Origin of the sequence: Shewanella sp. ZOR0012 (assembly GCF_000798835.1) — a bacterium.
In the GTDB taxonomy this organism is placed as follows: domain Bacteria; phylum Pseudomonadota; class Gammaproteobacteria; order Enterobacterales; family Shewanellaceae; genus Shewanella; species Shewanella xiamenensis.
The window spans coordinates 1,770,144-1,786,621 of record NZ_JTLE01000094.1 but is presented as its reverse complement, the minus strand read 5'-3'; the positions used below and the strand labels follow the sequence as shown (position 1 = coordinate 1,786,621).

General features: G+C 52.2%; 4 protein-coding genes. All 4 read left to right on the top strand.

The window, feature by feature from the left end:
* The coding region (locus L976_RS09470; protein ID WP_047540336.1) for an SDR family NAD(P)-dependent oxidoreductase at window positions 1-6,263 on the top strand (6,263 nt) is incomplete at its 5' end.
* The gene (locus tag L976_RS09465) at window positions 6,260-8,632 is read left to right on the top strand and encodes a PfaB family protein (protein WP_156143177.1); all 2,373 of its coding nucleotides are present in this window, start codon (window positions 6,260-6,262) and stop codon (window positions 8,630-8,632) included. The genes L976_RS09470 and L976_RS09465, both read left to right, overlap by 4 nt.
* 8 nt (window positions 8,633-8,640) lie before the next feature.
* On the top strand, window positions 8,641-14,568 hold the full coding sequence (locus L976_RS09460) for a hotdog fold thioesterase (protein WP_173944745.1): 5,928 nt from the start codon (window positions 8,641-8,643) through the stop codon (window positions 14,566-14,568).
* A gap of 128 nt (window positions 14,569-14,696) precedes the next feature.
* Complete coding sequence (gene pfaD, locus L976_RS09455) at window positions 14,697-16,364, top strand: eicosapentaenoate synthase subunit PfaD (RefSeq protein WP_047536312.1); 1,668 nt, start codon at window positions 14,697-14,699, stop codon at window positions 16,362-16,364.
* Window positions 16,365-16,478 lie beyond the last annotated feature (114 nt).

Here is a 16,478-nt window from a genome sequence, read left to right as displayed (position 1 = left end):
CCCGTCTTGGCTTTATCGCCAAAGACTATGCCCAGTTACAGACTCTGTTAACCCAAGCGATAGCGCAGCTAGAATCCAATAGCGCCGAGAGCTGGCAGTTACCCTCAGGGATAAGTTTTCGCGCCAAGGCCTTAGTCAATGAGCAAACCAAGGTCGCGGCCTTATTTGCCGGCCAAGGCTCGCAGTACCTGAATATGGGACTGGAAATTGCCAACAACTTCCCCGAGCTTCGCCGCCATATCCACGCCAGCGATAAAGTGTTTAGCGACCGTGGTGAGGTTGCGCTTTCAAGCGTGCTGTACCCTATCCCCGCCTTCGATGATGAATCGAGAAAAGCGCAGGAAAGTGCGTTAACCAATACCCTTTATGCCCAAAGCGCCATCGGCGCGCTTTCAATGGCGCAGTACGCCCTATTTACTCAGGCAGGTTTCGCCCCAGATATGCTCGCAGGCCATAGTTTTGGTGAACTCTCGGCTCTGTGCGCCGCTGGCGTGATCTCAATGGATGACTACATCAAGCTTGCCTTTGAACGTGGACAGGCGATGGCGCAGTCACCACAAGATGCCAACTCAAGTCGTGATGCTGGCGTCATGTATGCTGTTATTCTTAAGCAAAAACAGGATATTGAGGCTATCAACGGTTGCCTTGCGCAGTTTGAAGGCGTCAAAGTTGCCAACTACAACTCACCCACTCAGCTGGTGATTGCAGGCGCTAGTGCCGCCACCCAACAGGCGGCTAAGGCCATTAGCGAGTTAGGCTTTAAGGCGATTGCCCTACCCGTTTCCGGTGCCTTCCACACGCCATTGGTTGCCCATGCGCAAAAGCCCTTTAGCGAAGCCATTGATAAGGCTCAGTTCAACACGCCAAAGATTGCCCTGTATGCCAATGGCACTGGTCAACTACACCCTACCGATGCCAACGCCATCAAAGCGGCCTTTAAAGATCATATGTTGCAATCGGTGCACTTTAGCGAGCAGCTAGAGGCTATGTATGCCGCAGGCGCACGGGTGTTTGTCGAGTTCGGCCCGAAAAACATTCTGCAAAAGTTGGCAGAAAATACCTTAGCTGCGCAGTTAAACGAGCTTTGCCTTATCAGCATTAACCCGAATCCCAAGGGCGATAGTGACAGCCAACTGCGCAGCGCTGCGGTGCAACTGGCGGTTGCGGGGGTAACACTGGGGGAAATCGACCCTTATCAAGCCGAATTGATTGCGCCAGCAACGCCTTCAGCCATGAATATCAAGCTCAACGCGACCAACTACATCAGCCCAGCGACCCGCAACAAAATGGTCGATTCGCTGCAATCGGGCAAAATTACCAGCCAAGTGCAGTATGTGGATCGCCTCGTTGAGAAAGTGGTTGAAAAAGTCGTTGAAAAACCAGTGATTGTCGAAAAAATTCTAGAAAAGGTTGTCGAAGTGGAAAAGCCCGTGGCACAAAATAGCAATAATATTCAACAGCAAACGCCTGCACAGCCAACCAGCTTTACCACTGGACAGGCGAATCAAGATGCCCTGAGCGCCTTTTTTGCCGCCCAAACCCAGGCCGCGCAATTACATCAACAATTTTTAGCGATCCCGCAGCAATACGGCGATACCGTCAGTGCCCTGATGGCAGAGCAAGCCAAAATGGCAAGCCTTGGCATCGCCATTCCAGAGAGCCTGCAACGCTCGATGGAGCTGTTCCACCAGCATCAGGCACAAACCCTAAAGAGCCATGCTGAATTTATGCAATTGCAGACCAGCAGCAGCCAAGCGGCATTAGCCCTACTCGGCCAAATGCCTGCGCCTCAGGTTCAAGCCCCCATTCAAGCTGCACCAGTGGCAGTTACAGCGGCAACGCCTGTCGTTCCAGCACAGGCACCTGTGGTTCAAGCGTTAGCCGCAGAGCCAAAAGCGAGTGTTGCGCCTGTGAGTGAGCCCCAAGTTCAGCAACCCCAAGTAGCACACCCACAAGTGCAAACTGTGGCGACAGCAACTAACGCGCTTTCCGAGAAGTCAGTTGTGCAGCAAATCGAGCACGCTATGCTCTCTGTGGTCGCCGATAAAACGGGTTACCCCGTTGAAATGTTAGAACTTGGCATGGATATGGAAGCCGACCTTGGTATCGATTCTATTAAGCGCGTGGAAATTCTAGGCACAGTACAGGACGAATTACCCAACCTGCCAGAACTGAGCCCTGAGGATTTAGCCGAATGCCGCACCCTAGGGGAAATTGTGGCGCTGTTTAGCCAAGCGACTTCTGTAACAGCTGCAACCTCAGTTAGCCATGCGACACCAAATGCAGTACTCGCAAGTGCAGTAGCTGCAAGCGCGGCGGTTTCTCATGACGAAATTGAGCGCACTATGATGGCGGTCGTGGCCGATAAGACTGGCTATCCCGTGGAAATGCTGGAACTTGGCATGAATATGGAAGCCGATCTGGGTATCGATTCTATCAAGCGCGTGGAAATTTTAGGCACGGTACAGGACGAGTTACCCAACCTGCCAGAACTCAGCCCTGAAGATCTCGCCGAGTGTCGCACCCTAGGGGAAATCGTGGCGCTGTTTAGCCAAGCGACTCCAGTAACAGCTGCAGCCTCAGTTAGCCATGCGACACAAAATGCAGTACTCGCAAGTACAGTTGCCGCAAGTGCGGTGGTTTCTAATGATGAAATTGAACGCACTATGATGGCGGTGGTAGCCGACAAGACGGGTTATCCCGTTGAAATGCTGGAACTCAGCATGGATATGGAAGCTGACCTTGGTATCGATTCTATCAAGCGCGTGGAAATTTTAGGCACAGTACAGGACGAGTTACCCAACCTGCCAGAACTCAGCCCAGAAGATCTTGCCGAGTGCCGCACCCTAGGCGAAATTGTGGCGCTCTTTAGCCAAGCAATTCCTCTAGTATCAACAGCCGTAACAGCTGCCGCCACTGTTAGCCATGCGACACAAAGTGCAGTCGCTGCAAGTGCGGCGGTTTCAAATGATGAGATTGAACGCACTATGATGGCGGTCGTAGCCGACAAGACTGGCTATCCCGTTGAAATGCTGGAACTTAGCATGGATATGGAAGCCGACCTTGGTATCGACTCCATTAAGCGCGTGGAAATTCTAGGCACAGTACAGGACGAATTACCGAACCTGCCAGAACTGAGCCCAGAAGATCTCGCCGAGTGCCGCACCCTAGGGGAAATTGTGGCGCTTTTTAGCCAAGCAGCTCCTGTAGTATCGACAGCCGTAACAGCTGCAGCACCAGTCAGCCATGCGACACAAAATGCTGTACTCGCAAGTGCAGTAGCAGCAAGCGCGGCGGTTTCTAATGATGAAATTGAACGCACTATGATGGCGGTCGTGGCCGATAAGACCGGCTATCCCGTTGAGATGCTTGAGCTAAGCATGGATATGGAGGCCGACCTTGGGATCGATTCTATTAAGCGCGTGGAAATTCTAGGCACGGTACAAGACCAACTGCCGAACCTACCAGAACTGAGTCCTGAGGATTTAGCCGAATGTCGCACCTTAGGTGAAATTGTCGCCCTCTATGCTGGTTCGCAATCATCAAGTGAGGCGCAACAGCAAAACCATGCTGCGCCAATTCAAGAGGCAATTGCAGAAACCGTCGAGGACACCATCGACCTGCCGCCCCATAGTGAGGTGATGCTAAAAAAGTTGCCAGCGGCGGCTGAGTTAGCGCGCATCATAGCAACTAGCGATGTTCAACTGACGGCAAACAGTTACGTCGTTATCGGCGACGATGGCCACAACGCGGGTGTGATTGCCGAAAAGCTTCACGCCCAAGGGGTTAAGGTTGCGGTTGTACGCTCACCTAAAACGGTTGTGGCCAGCGCATCGCCACTCGATAGCCATATTGCCAACTTCACGCTGAAGGCGATTGATGATGAAAGCATTTGTGAGGTCATCAATCAGATTGAAGCGCTTGGCCAAATCGCTGGTTTTATTCATCTGCAGCCACAGCATAAGTCCGTTGCCGATAAAAGTGCTGGCCTAGTGCTGGCAGACGAAGCCAAAGCCTCGGTCGAGCAAGCCTTCTTGTTCGCCAAACACTTACAACCGCTGTTAACTGAGCGCGACTACTGCCGCTTTGTCACTGTTAGCCGTATCGACGGTGGTTTTGGCTATATTGGCATGGATGAGTCGGCAGGTGCCCTCATCAGTCAGAGTGAACTCAACCAAGCGGCGCTCTCTGGACTCACTAAAACCTTAAATCACGAGTGGCCAGGAGTGGTCTGCCGCGCGCTGGATATCGCGCCAAACTTGGACGCTAAAACGGTCGCCAATGCGGTAGTGCAGGAATACTACCTCCAAGATGCGCCAGTCGAAGTCGGTATTGATAGCGAGCTTGAGCGCACCACCTTAGTTGCAGGCAATGCTGTGCTTCGCCGCAGTGGCGCCTCTCTCTCGTCTGCGGACAAAATCCTCGTCACGGGCGGCGCTAAGGGTGTTACCTTCGAGTGCGCCTTAAGTTTAGCGAAACGCTGCAAGGCACATTTTATCCTCGTGGGTCGTAGCGCCCATCAGGGGATCCCCGCTTGGGCTCTGGGTAAAAATCGCAACGAACTCAAAGCCGCTGCCATCGCACATCTGCAAAGCCTGGGTGATAAACCCACACCAAAACAAGTGGATGCCTTAGTTTGGCCAGTACAAAGCAGCCTTGAAATCAGCCATGCCTTGCAAGCCTTTGAAGCGGTTGGCGCCAGCGCCGAATACTTAAGCCTGGATGTTAACGATCCTGCCGCCATTGCCAGCATTATTGCACCTATCAGCGCCCTATCGCCCATCACGGGGATTATCCACGGCGCGGGTGTACTTGCCGATAAACATATTCAAGACAAAACCTTAAGCGAACTTGAGCGGGTTTATGGCACTAAGGTGACCGGACTTAACAATCTGCTATCGGCACTGGATCTTAGCCAGTTAACGCTTATCGCCCTGTTCTCTTCGGCGGCAGGTTTTTACGGCAATACCGGCCAGAGCGACTACGCCATGTCTAACGACATTCTCAATAAGGCTGCGCTGCAACTCGCGCAGCAATTGCCACAAGCCAAGGTGATGAGCTTCGACTGGGGTCCTTGGGATGGCGGCATGGTCAATCCTGCGCTGAAAAAGATGTTTATCGACCGTGGGGTCTATGTCATTCCACTCAAAGCCGGTGCCGAGTTATTTGCCAGCCAATTATTGAGTGATACGGGAGCGCAGCTGTTGGTCGGAACCGATATGCAGGGCAATACCGCTAATACTGTTGAAGCTGCATCAGCAAAAAAGCCTGAAGCGGATCTAACCACGGCGTTAGATCCGCAGCCTATGGTCCAAACGGTGCCGCAGAGTATTCGCGTCATGCGCAGCCTCGACCCTAAACGCATGAGCTTTATTGAGGATCATTGCATCAACGGTCATGCGGTGTTGCCAACGGTATGCGCCATCGATTGGATGCGTGAGGCCGCCAAGGCCCATTTAGGTAAGGCGGTGAGTGTCAGCGATTATCGACTACTCAAGGGAATTATCTTCTATGAGGTACTACTTGCCCGCGATGCGCCTATTGAGCTCGAACTAATGCTCACGCCGCTTGCCGACGCTACACAGCAATCGACTGAGGCGTTAACCGCGCTGATAAGCTTTGAAGGTCGCCCGCAGTATCAGGCAGTGTTAGTGGCGCAGACGGATGATACGGCAGACGTGCAGCGTTTCGAGGTTGACGAGTTACATTCTCTGATGCAGGAGATGGCACAGCAACCCGCTATCGCGAACCGTGAGTCGCTCTACAGTGATGGCACACTGTTCCATGGCCCAAGACTGCAAGGTATAAGCGAAGTGCTCGCCTTTGATGATCAGCAGCTTATCGCTAAGGTAGCACTGCCAACGGTGGCCTTAGATGACTGCGGTGAGTTTGCGCCAAATCTTGAGGATAAAGGCACACAACCCTTTGCCGAAGATCTGTTATTGCAGGCCATGCTCGTGTGGGCACGCCTTAAATATCAAGCGGCAAGCTTACCCAGTGCCATTGGCGAGTTTGTGTCCTATTCGCCCTTAGGTTTTGGCGAGAAGGCGGTATTGGTGCTGGATGTGCTCAAGCATTCGTCCCGTTCACTTGAAGCCAATATTGCCCTCTACCACCAGGATGGCCGTCTAAGCTGCGAGATGAAGCGAGCAAAAGTCACGATCAGCAAGACGCTTAACCAAGCGTTTTTGGCCAATAAACCTCAGCAACAAACGATAGTGCAGGCAGCAGTCCAAAGCACGGCCGAGGTAAGTGTTAAGTGACACTCGACCCAAGCGCAAATGCCGCATTAAGCAATGCGGCACTAAACACTCCACATCCCAATACCAAGCCACTGCGAATAGCCGTATGGCTTGGTGATGGGAGGATACAGAGTGTGCTTAGCCATGCACAAACCGATGTCAGCAAGCTGCAGCAGTTGATGGCTTGTCGAATTCAGCTCAATGTGGAAGATAAGCCACTAATTAATGAGCCATCTGATGAGCCAACACTGGTCGCCTTGATCACAGAGCAACTCGCCCATATTGCGCAAAAACAACTTATTGAAATCCGCTTTGAATATCAGCAGCAAGTCCGTAGCCTGTACCTGCTCGATGGCCTGCTTGCTGCCCAGTTACACCTGCATGCCGAGGCTTATATTTCAGCATTAGCGCAAATCCAAGCTGAAACAGCTGAAGAAACAAATACTATCAATACAAATACAGTCGAGCGCTGCTTAAACAGCGCTTTTACCTTGGCGAAACGCGATTGTACTCAGGCGGTTAATGGCTACGCGGAGGTTGGCAATCTTGCCCGTCAGTTGAATGTATTATCTCAAGCGGTTGAGGCGTTAAGTCATCGCAGCCTTAAAGGCATTGAACCAATGCTTGATGCGACTAATGCAGCGCAACTGGCTGAACAGCACGCTGAAAAGCCAGTAAAAAACGCGGAGAACGGCTATTGGTTTACCAAGCCCCATCAGGCAAGGGTGTTAAGCCTAAATCTCTTGAGTAATCCCTTGGGTAATCTCTTGGATAAAGCCCCTCAAGCGAGCACCGCCCAAAGCCTTATCTTGACCCAAGGCACTCGGCTTATCCCTCAGCAATTACTCAATGCCAACAGGCTGTTTATTCCCATCAGCGGCAATACACTTGAGTCTTTAACGGTACAGTTATCACAACTGATTGATTCATTAGATTTATCGGCAAACTTTCCCGATACAGATTGGCTTTGCAGCCAAGGCCGTGATTGGTTTAAGCGCTATCAAGCAAAGGATGAATTGGCTTTAGTACTGATGGCGGACTCCCTTGAGGAGTTAATGCAAGAAGCTAAGGCGATGCGCGCTTATATTGAAAAGACGCAACAGACTCCTGCGCCAACTCCAGCCCAAACGCCAGCGACCAATCTAGTCTTTAAGACCCCGGCGGGCAGTTATTTTGCGGCCTCGCCCCTTGGTGATAAAGGCTTAACCTTTGTCTATCCAGGGGTTGGCACAGTTTATCCGAATATGTTCAGCGACTTACACGGCTATTTCCCTGAACTTTATCGCGAGCTTGAACGCGAAGGGAATTTAGCCGCCATGTTGCAGGCCGAGGCGATTTACCAAGGCGCTGCTTATGCGAAAACCGCAATTAATGTAAGCGTAAAAGATGCAGCAGAGATGAGCTTAAGTCAGCTTGCGATTAGCGGTGTTGGCGCGAGTTACCTATTTACTCAGCTGTTGACTCAAGTCTTTACTATCCAACCGCAACTCGCTCTGGGCTATTCCATGGGTGAAGCGGCCATGTGGGCAAGTTTGGATATCTGGCAAACGCCACATGCCCTGATTAACGCCACCCAAAACAGTGCCATCTTCAATCAGGAGATTTCAGGCCCACTGCTTGCGGTGCGCCGCGATTGGCAGTTGAGTGAAGATGCACCGCTAGTATGGAATAGCTTTTTAGTGCGAGCCTCTCGCGCCGAAATTAATGCCCTACTGGCTGATTTTCCACGGGTTTATCTAGCCATCGAACAGGGCGATACCTGTATTCTCGCGGGCTGCGAAGCAAGCTGCTTACAACTCCTTAAAAGGCTGAATAAGCGTGGCATTGCCAGCAATAAAGTCACCGCCATGCATACCCCGCCCTCGCAGTCACAGCACAGTGCTATCCAAGGGTTTTATACCTTGGGCTTAAAGGCGAATGCCTGTGAGACTCAGGTGCGTTTCATTAGCGCAGCGCAGCAAAGTACAGTCAGCATCGACAGCCAAAGCATTGCCAAGAGTATCGCCGACACCTTTTGTGCGCCGCTGAATTTTACCGCGCTGATTAACGCCGCGTATCAACAAGGTGCGCGCTTATTTGTTGAAGTGGGCGCCGATCGGCAAACCAGCACACTTATCGATAAAATCGGCCGCCAACTAGAGTTGGGCGCCGATGGCGTTCAAACACAGGAACAACCGATATTTGCCATGGCATGCAATGCCAAGGGCAGCGATACGATCACCAGTTTACTCAAATGCTTAGCTCAACTTATCAGCCATAGAGTGCCACTCTCCCTTGCGCCGCTAATGCCTCAATCGGCGGATAAGGCTACAGCAAAAACGATAGCGCCACATTCTGCCAGCGCATTAGGCCATTATTCAAACGTATTCCAAGAAGGAGAACCCCTTTGAGTTCTCAAATGCATGCTCACCCGACTCTGCAAGACAGCACCGCTGTGCCAAACGACCAGCGCCAAAGCTCAAAGGCGATGCCAAAGATTGCCATCGTCGGCCTTGCCGTCCAGTATCCCGATGCCGACACACCGGAGCAGTTTTGGCAAAATCTGCTGGATAAAAAAGATTCCCGCAGTCAAATCGATGCGGTCAAACTCAATGCCAATCCAGCGGATTACCAAGGTGTTCAAGGCCAAGCCGACCGTTTTTATTGCGACAAGGGCGGCTATATCCGCAACTTTCGTTTTGCCCCACAGGGTTATCAGTTGCCGCCAGCGGCCTTTGAAGGGCTCGATGAAAGCTTTTTATGGGCATTAGATTGCAGTAAAAAAGCCCTGCTGGATGCGGGTGTGGATTTAACGGCACCATTACTTGAGCGCACAGGGATTGTAATGGGCACGCTGTCGTTCCCGACCGCAAGCTCCAATGAATTGTTTTTACCGATTTACCATCAAGCGGTTGAAAAGGCATTAAAAACCAAGCTTAATCAACCCGAATTTGCCCTCGCGCCCTTCGCCAATGCGTCGATGGCGGGCACGCAACAAGCCGCCAATGGTGCCATTGCCCACACTGCGTCTAAATTGTTAAGTGATGCCCTCGGCCTTGGCGGCGCACAGCTCAGTCTCGATGCCGCCTGCGCCAGCTCTGTCTATGCCCTCAAATTAGCCTGCGATTATTTAACCACGGGCAAAGCCGATATGATGCTCGCGGGCGCCGTATCGGGCGCCGATCCCTTCTTTATCAACATGGGATTCTCGATTTTCCACGCCTATCCAGACCATGGGATTTCGGCGCCTTTCGATAGCAATAGCAAAGGCTTATTCGCAGGTGAAGGCGCTGGCGTATTAGTGCTTAAGCGTTTAGAGGATGCCGAGCGCGATGGCGATAATATTTATGCCGTGGTCAGTGGTATTGGCTTATCGAACGATGGCAAGGGCCAATTTGTCTTAAGCCCCAACAGTAAGGGCCAAGTGCAAGCCTTCGAGCGTGCCTATGCCGCCGCCAACACCCACCCGAGCAATATCGAAGTGATTGAATGCCATGCCACCGGCACGCCGCTGGGGGATAAGGTTGAGCTCACCTCGATGGAGCGTTTTTTCGAAGATAAACTCGGCGGCACTAAGGCGCCGCTGATAGGTTCGGCCAAATCCAACCTTGGGCATTTGCTCACCGCCGCCGGCATGCCTGGGATCATGAAAATGATCTTCGCCATGCGCTCAGGCCATCTACCGCCAAGTATCAATTTAACGGCGCCGATTTCATCACCTAAGGGGCTGTTTAGCGGTAATAATCTTCCCACACAGCGTCAGGCTTGGCCCGATAAAGCGGGCAACGATCGTCGCCATGCGGGGGTGTCTGTATTTGGCTTTGGTGGCTGTAATGCCCATCTGTTGTTGGAGTCCTATCAACCGACAGCGCACAGAGCCGAGAAGCAAGCCAACAAACCAGTTTATCAGCAGCAAGCATTAACCGTTATCGGCTTGGCGTCGCACTTTGGGCCTTTGGCCTCCATCAATGCGCTGGATAAGGCGCTATTAAACCAAACGGATGCCTTTATCCCGCTGCCCGCTAAGCGATGGAAAGGCTTAGATAAACACCCCGATATCCTTAATCAGTTTGGCCTAAATCGCGCGCCCAAAGGCGCCTATATCGAGCAGTTTGATTTTGATTTTCTGCGCTTTAAAGTGCCGCCCAATGAGGATGACAGGCTTATCTCCCAGCAATTGTTGTTGATCAAAGTCGCCGATGAAGCGATTCGCGATGCCAAGTTAACCGCTGGCAGCAAGGTCGCGGTGTTAGTGGCAATGGAAACCGAGCTTGAGCTGCACCAATTCCGTGGCCGCGTGAATTTGCACACCCAACTTGCGGATAGCTTAAAGAAACAAGGCGTTCACCTCTCCAATGATGAATACCTTGCCCTCGAAGCCATCGCCATGGACAGCGTGCTCGATGCCGCCAAGCTCAATCAATATACCAGCTTTATTGGCAATATTATGGCGTCGCGTATCGCCTCGCTGTGGGATTTTAACGGCCCGGCGTTTACCATTTCAGCCGCCGAGCAATCGGTCGGTCGCTGTATCGATGTGGCGCAAAACCTACTGTCCCAAGAGGCCCTCGATGGCGTAGTGATTGCCGCTGTGGATTTAAGCGGCAGTATTGAACAGGTGATATTGAAAAACGCCGAGGTCGCCGTTGATCTCGATGCCGACAGCGCGAATCCACAGTGGAAGGTGGGTGAAGGCGCGGGCGCTATCGTGCTGACCAGCCAGCAAGCGAGCAACAGTCAACAAGCGAGCAACAGTTCACAGGCAGCTTACGGCCAAATTCGTGCTCAAGCATTTGGCACACATCATCAGCTGCCTAAGCTGCTTGATTCGCTGATAACCGAAACGGCTATCGCCAATCCTTCAGTGCCAGCTGCCATTCATATGGTTGAGCAATGTATTGCCCCAGAAGAGCAACTGCCAGCGGAGCAGTTATTAGCGCAGCTTAATCTTATGGGGACGTCATGCAATCGAGTCGCCAATACCCTTGGGCATAACTTTAGCGCTGCGGGTATGGCCAGTCTTCTGAGTGCCCTGTTAAGCCTAAAGAACGGGTCTGCGGGTTCGGATAAAAACGTCGATAAGCAGGCATTAATCTCTACTCAAAGCCAAGGAGTGAGCTCACTGCTGTTGTTAAGCCAAACTGCAACGCAGGCGGCGCACCTAAAGCAGCGCCTTGCGCAAGATTTAACCTTGAGTGAGCAAAAACATTTAATCAAACCAGTGACGCTCGGTGGCCGCGATATCTATCAACATATTGTGGATACGCCACTGCCCGCACTTGCCGCCATCCAAGGCAAAATGCGCCTGTTACAGCCTGTAGCACCACAGGCGACACAAACTAAGCCCATAGTAGAAGCAGCACTTGATATCACGGCAAAAAACGCCACCCCATTTGCCACACCATTAGCAGTAGAGAGCGGTATGTCATCTAACGCACCACACCAATATTCGGCGGCGCCCTTGGCGCAGGATAGGGCGTCGCAGGATAGCGCGGCACTGTTACAAAACCAGCAATTGTTGCAAAACCAGCAGCTTGCACGCGAGGCGCACTTAGCCTTTTTACAGAGCCGTGAGCAAGGGCTCAAACTGGCCGATGCGCTGTTAAAGGCACAATTATCCCAGACAACACAAACGGGGTCTGTTACAACCCATGTTGTCACCAGCGCCAATGCCGCTCCCGCTGCGGCGCAACAAGCGGTATCCGTCCCAGAACGAAAACCAGAGTTAAAACCAGATCACGCGAATGTCGCTCCCTATACGCCACCCATTCCTGCGGCTAAGCCCTGTATTTGGAACTATCAGGATCTGGTGGAATACGCCGAGGGCGACATTGCCAAGATCTTTGGTGCCGATTACGCCATCATCGACAGCTACGCACGCCGGGTGCGTCTGCCAACTTCGGATTATCTGCTAGTCTCGCGGGTGACTAAGCTCAACGCGCAAATGAACCGCTATCAGCCGAGCACTATGACCACAGAGTACGACATTCCCGTGGATGCGCCCTTCTTGGTCGATGGCCAAATTCCGTGGGCGGTGGCAGTCGAATCGGGTCAGTGCGACTTAATGCTGATCAGCTACTTAGGTATCGATTTTGAAAACAAAGGCGAGCGCGTCTATCGCCTGCTCGACTGCACCCTCACCTTCCTTGGGGATCTGCCCCGCGGCGGTGATACCCTGCGCTACGATATCTCCATCAACCACTTTGCCCGCAATGGCGATACCCTGCTGTTTTTCTTCTCCTACGAATGCTTCGTGGGCGATAAGCTGATCCTCAAGATGGACGGCGGCTGCGCGGGATTCTTTAGCGATAAAGAACTGGCCGATGGCAAAGGGGTGATCCGCACCGAGGCCGAAATTAAGCAGCGCGAGCAAGCACAAATTGCACTGGCCAATGAATATGCCCGAAACGGCAATCAGCCACGCTTCGCGCCGCTACTTAACTGCGCGCAAACGGCCTTCAGCTATGGCCAAATCCATCGTCTACTGCGCGCCGACATTGGCGGCTGTTTCGGCGGTGAACATGCGGCCCATCAGGCGAAGTTTGGTCTCCAGCCTTCACTGTGCTTCGCCTCGGAAAAATTCCTGATGATCGAGCAAGTCAGCAAGCTCGAAGTGCATGGCGGCGCTTGGGGCTTAGGCTTGATTGAAGGTCACAAGCAATTAGCCCCCGACCATTGGTATTTCCCCTGCCATTTCAAGGGCGACCAAGTGATGGCCGGCTCCCTCATGGCCGAAGGTTGTGGCCAGTTGCTGCAATTCTTTATGTTGCATATTGGTATGCACCTTGGGGTTACTAACGGTCGTTTCCAACCCCTTGAAAACGCATCGCAAAAAGTACGCTGCCGCGGTCAAGTATTGCCACAATCTGGCACGCTCACCTATCGGATGGAAGTCACCGAAATTGGCATGAGCCCTCGCCCCTATGCCAAGGCGAATATCGATATTCTGCTCAATGGTAAAGTGGTGGTGGATTTCCAAAACCTCGGGGTGATGATTAAAGAAGAAGCGGATTGCACCCGCTATTCGCAAAGCCATTCTTCGCAGAGTAGTGATACCCAAGCAGCAAATATCGACAACCAAGCGGAACAAGCGCCGCTGATGGCGCAAATCCCAGATATGGCCGCTCCCGTCAATAAAGGCGTTGTGCCGCTTAAGCATGTAAGTGCGCCGATTGCGCCAGCAGGCTCTAAGTACGCCAACCGCGTGCCCGACAGCCTGCCGTTTACGCCTTATCATTTGTTTGAGTTTGCCACTGGCGATATTGAAAACTGCTTCGGCCCCGATTTTAGTATTTACCGTGGCTTAATCCCGCCGCGTACGCCCTGCGGCGATCTGCAACTCACCACCCGAGTGGTGGCCATTGAGGGCAAACGTGGCGAGCTGAAAAAGCCATCCTCCTGTATTGCCGAGTATGAAGTGCCCAGCAATGCTTGGTATTACGCTAAAAACAGCCACCCGAGTGTGATGCCTTACTCAGTGCTGATGGAAATCTCATTGCAGCCCAATGGCTTTATCTCGGGTTATATGGGCACGACCTTAGGCTTCCCGGGGCAGGAATTATTCTTCCGCAACCTCGACGGCAGTGGCAAGTTACTGCGCGAAGTGGATTTACGCGGTAAAACCATAGTCAACGATTCGCGCCTACTGTCCACCGTGATAGCTGGCAGCAATATCATTCAAAACTTTAGTTTCGAACTGAGCTGCGATGGCGAGCCCTTCTACCGTGGCAATGCGGTTTTCGGTTACTTTAAGGCCGATGCGCTCAAAAACCAGTTGGGTATCGACAATGGTAAAATTACCCAAGCGTGGCATCTTGAGCGCGGTATTAAAGCCGACAGCCAAATCAATCTGTTAGATAGAAATGGTCGCAGTTTTGTGGCGCCGCAGGGCAAACCACACTACCGCCTCGCGGGTGGTCAGCTGAACTTTATCGACAAGGCCGAGATTGTAAAAACTGGCGGTAAGAAGGGTCTGGGATACTTGTACGCCGAGCGCACTATTGACCCGAGCGATTGGTTCTTCCAGTTCCATTTCCATCAGGATCCTGTGATGCCAGGCTCCCTCGGCGTCGAGGCGATCATCGAATTACTGCAAACCTACGCCATAGACCAAGACCTAGGCGCAGGCTTCAATAATCCGAAATTTGGCCAGATCCTGTCAGAAATTAAATGGAAGTACCGTGGTCAAATTAATCCATTAAACAAACAGATGTCGCTGGATGTGCATATCACCAGCATTGAAGATAAAGACGGTAAACGCATCATCAAGGGCGATGCCAACCTGAGTAAGGATGGCCTGCGCATTTATGAGGTAACCGATATCGCAATCTGCATCGAAGAGGCATAGCGCTAGCGCCTAACTTGCGGCATTAGCCAAAGTTAGCTTAAACAGCACACAACAGCCGCAGTGCAAGGGAATAACCCCACTGCGGCAAACAAATTCAGGCCCCAAACACCTAAAAGTGAATAGCCCAAATGACGAATACCACACTCGATAATAACGCTCTCGATAATAACAAGCTCAGTCCTTGGCCGTGGCAGGTTGATGAAGCCGCCATCAGCTTCGATATCGATTCCCTTGGCAAAAAACTTAAAGATCTCAATCAAGCCTGTTACTTAGTTAATCATGCCGAAAAAGGCCTAGGCATTGCCCAAAGCGCCGAGGTGGTCGGTCTTGCTGAACCACAGTCCAGCAATGATTTACACAAAAGCAATGGTTTGCATCCTGTGAGTGCCTTCGCCCCCGCCCTTGGCACCCAAAGCTTGGGCGACAGTAATTTTCGCCGCGTGCATGGGGTAAAATACGCCTACTACGCGGGCGCCATGGCTAACGGTATCGCCTCGGAAGAGTTAGTTATCGCCTTAGGTCAGGCGGGCATTCTGTGCTCCTTTGGCGCGGCGGGGTTAATTCCATCGCGCGTTGAAGCCGCGATTAAACGCATTCAAACAGCATTGCCCAATGGCCCCTACGCCTTTAACCTCATTCATAGCCCGAGCGAGCCAGCGCTTGAGCGTGGCAGTGTCGAACTCTTCCTTAAACATCAAGTACGTACGGTTGAAGCCTCGGCCTTCTTGGGCTTAACACCGCAAATCGTCTATTACCGCGCAGCAGGCCTGAGTCGCGATGCCAACGGCGAGATTGTGATTGGCAACAAAGTGATAGCTAAAATCAGCCGCACCGAGGTGGCGACCAAGTTTATGGAGCCCGCCCCCGTTAAGATGCTGCAACAATTAGTGAACGAAGGGCTTATCAGCGAAGACCAAATGCTAATGGCGCAATCTGTGCCCATGGCCGATGACATTACCGCCGAAGCCGACTCTGGCGGCCACACCGACAACCGCCCTCTGGTCACGCTATTGCCGACCATTTTGGCACTCAAAGATACTATTCAAGCCAAGTACCAATACAAAACGCCGATCCGAGTGGGCGCAGGTGGTGGTATCGGCACGCCCGATGCGGCGCTGGCGACCTTCAATATGGGCGCGGCCTATATTGTCACTGGCTCAATCAACCAAGCCTGTGTTGAAGCAGGTGCCAGCGAACATACCCGTAAGTTACTCGCCACCACCGAAATGGCCGATGTGACTATGGCGCCCGCCGCCGATATGTTCGAAATGGGCGTTAAGTTACAAGTAGTTAAGCGCGGCACCCTATTCCCGATGCGCGCCAATAAACTCTACGAGATTTACACCCGCTACGACTCGATTGAGGCGATTCCGCCAGAGGAAAGACAAAAGCTTGAAGAGCAAGTGTTTCGCGCCTCATTAGATGAGATTTGGGCAGGCACTGTGGCGCACTTTAATGAGCGCGATCCTAAGCAAATTGAACGCGCGCTGGATAATCCAAAACGCAAAATGGCACTGATTTTCCGTTGGTATTTGGGTCTTTCGAGCCGCTGGTCGAATACGGGCGAAGTTGGCCGCGAAATGGATTACCAGATTTGGGCAGGCCCCGCCCTCGGCGCCTTTAATGCTTGGGCAAAAGGCAGTTATTTAGATGATTACCGCGAGCGCAATGCAGTGGATTTGGCGAAGCATTTAATGCAAGGCGCCGCCTACCAAGCACGGATTAACCTGTTGTTATCCCAAGGGATAAGTATTCCAGTCAGCCTGCAACGCTGGAAACCACTACAACGCTGCTAATTCGCTTTGCTAAACCTTATCGAGCGGGTTAAGTGAAAACTTAACCCGCTTTTTTACATTCATTTTTTGGGCTTAAAACCGATTGGAGTTCCGTTTCCGCTCTGCATTGTCACT

Coding starts and splice junctions, on each gene's coding strand:
- L976_RS09460 (WP_173944745.1), top strand. CDS start 8,641: ATGCATGCTCACCCGACTCTGCAAGACAGCACCGCTGTGCCAAACGAC.
- pfaD (WP_047536312.1), top strand. CDS start 14,697: ATGACGAATACCACACTCGATAATAACGCTCTCGATAATAACAAGCTC.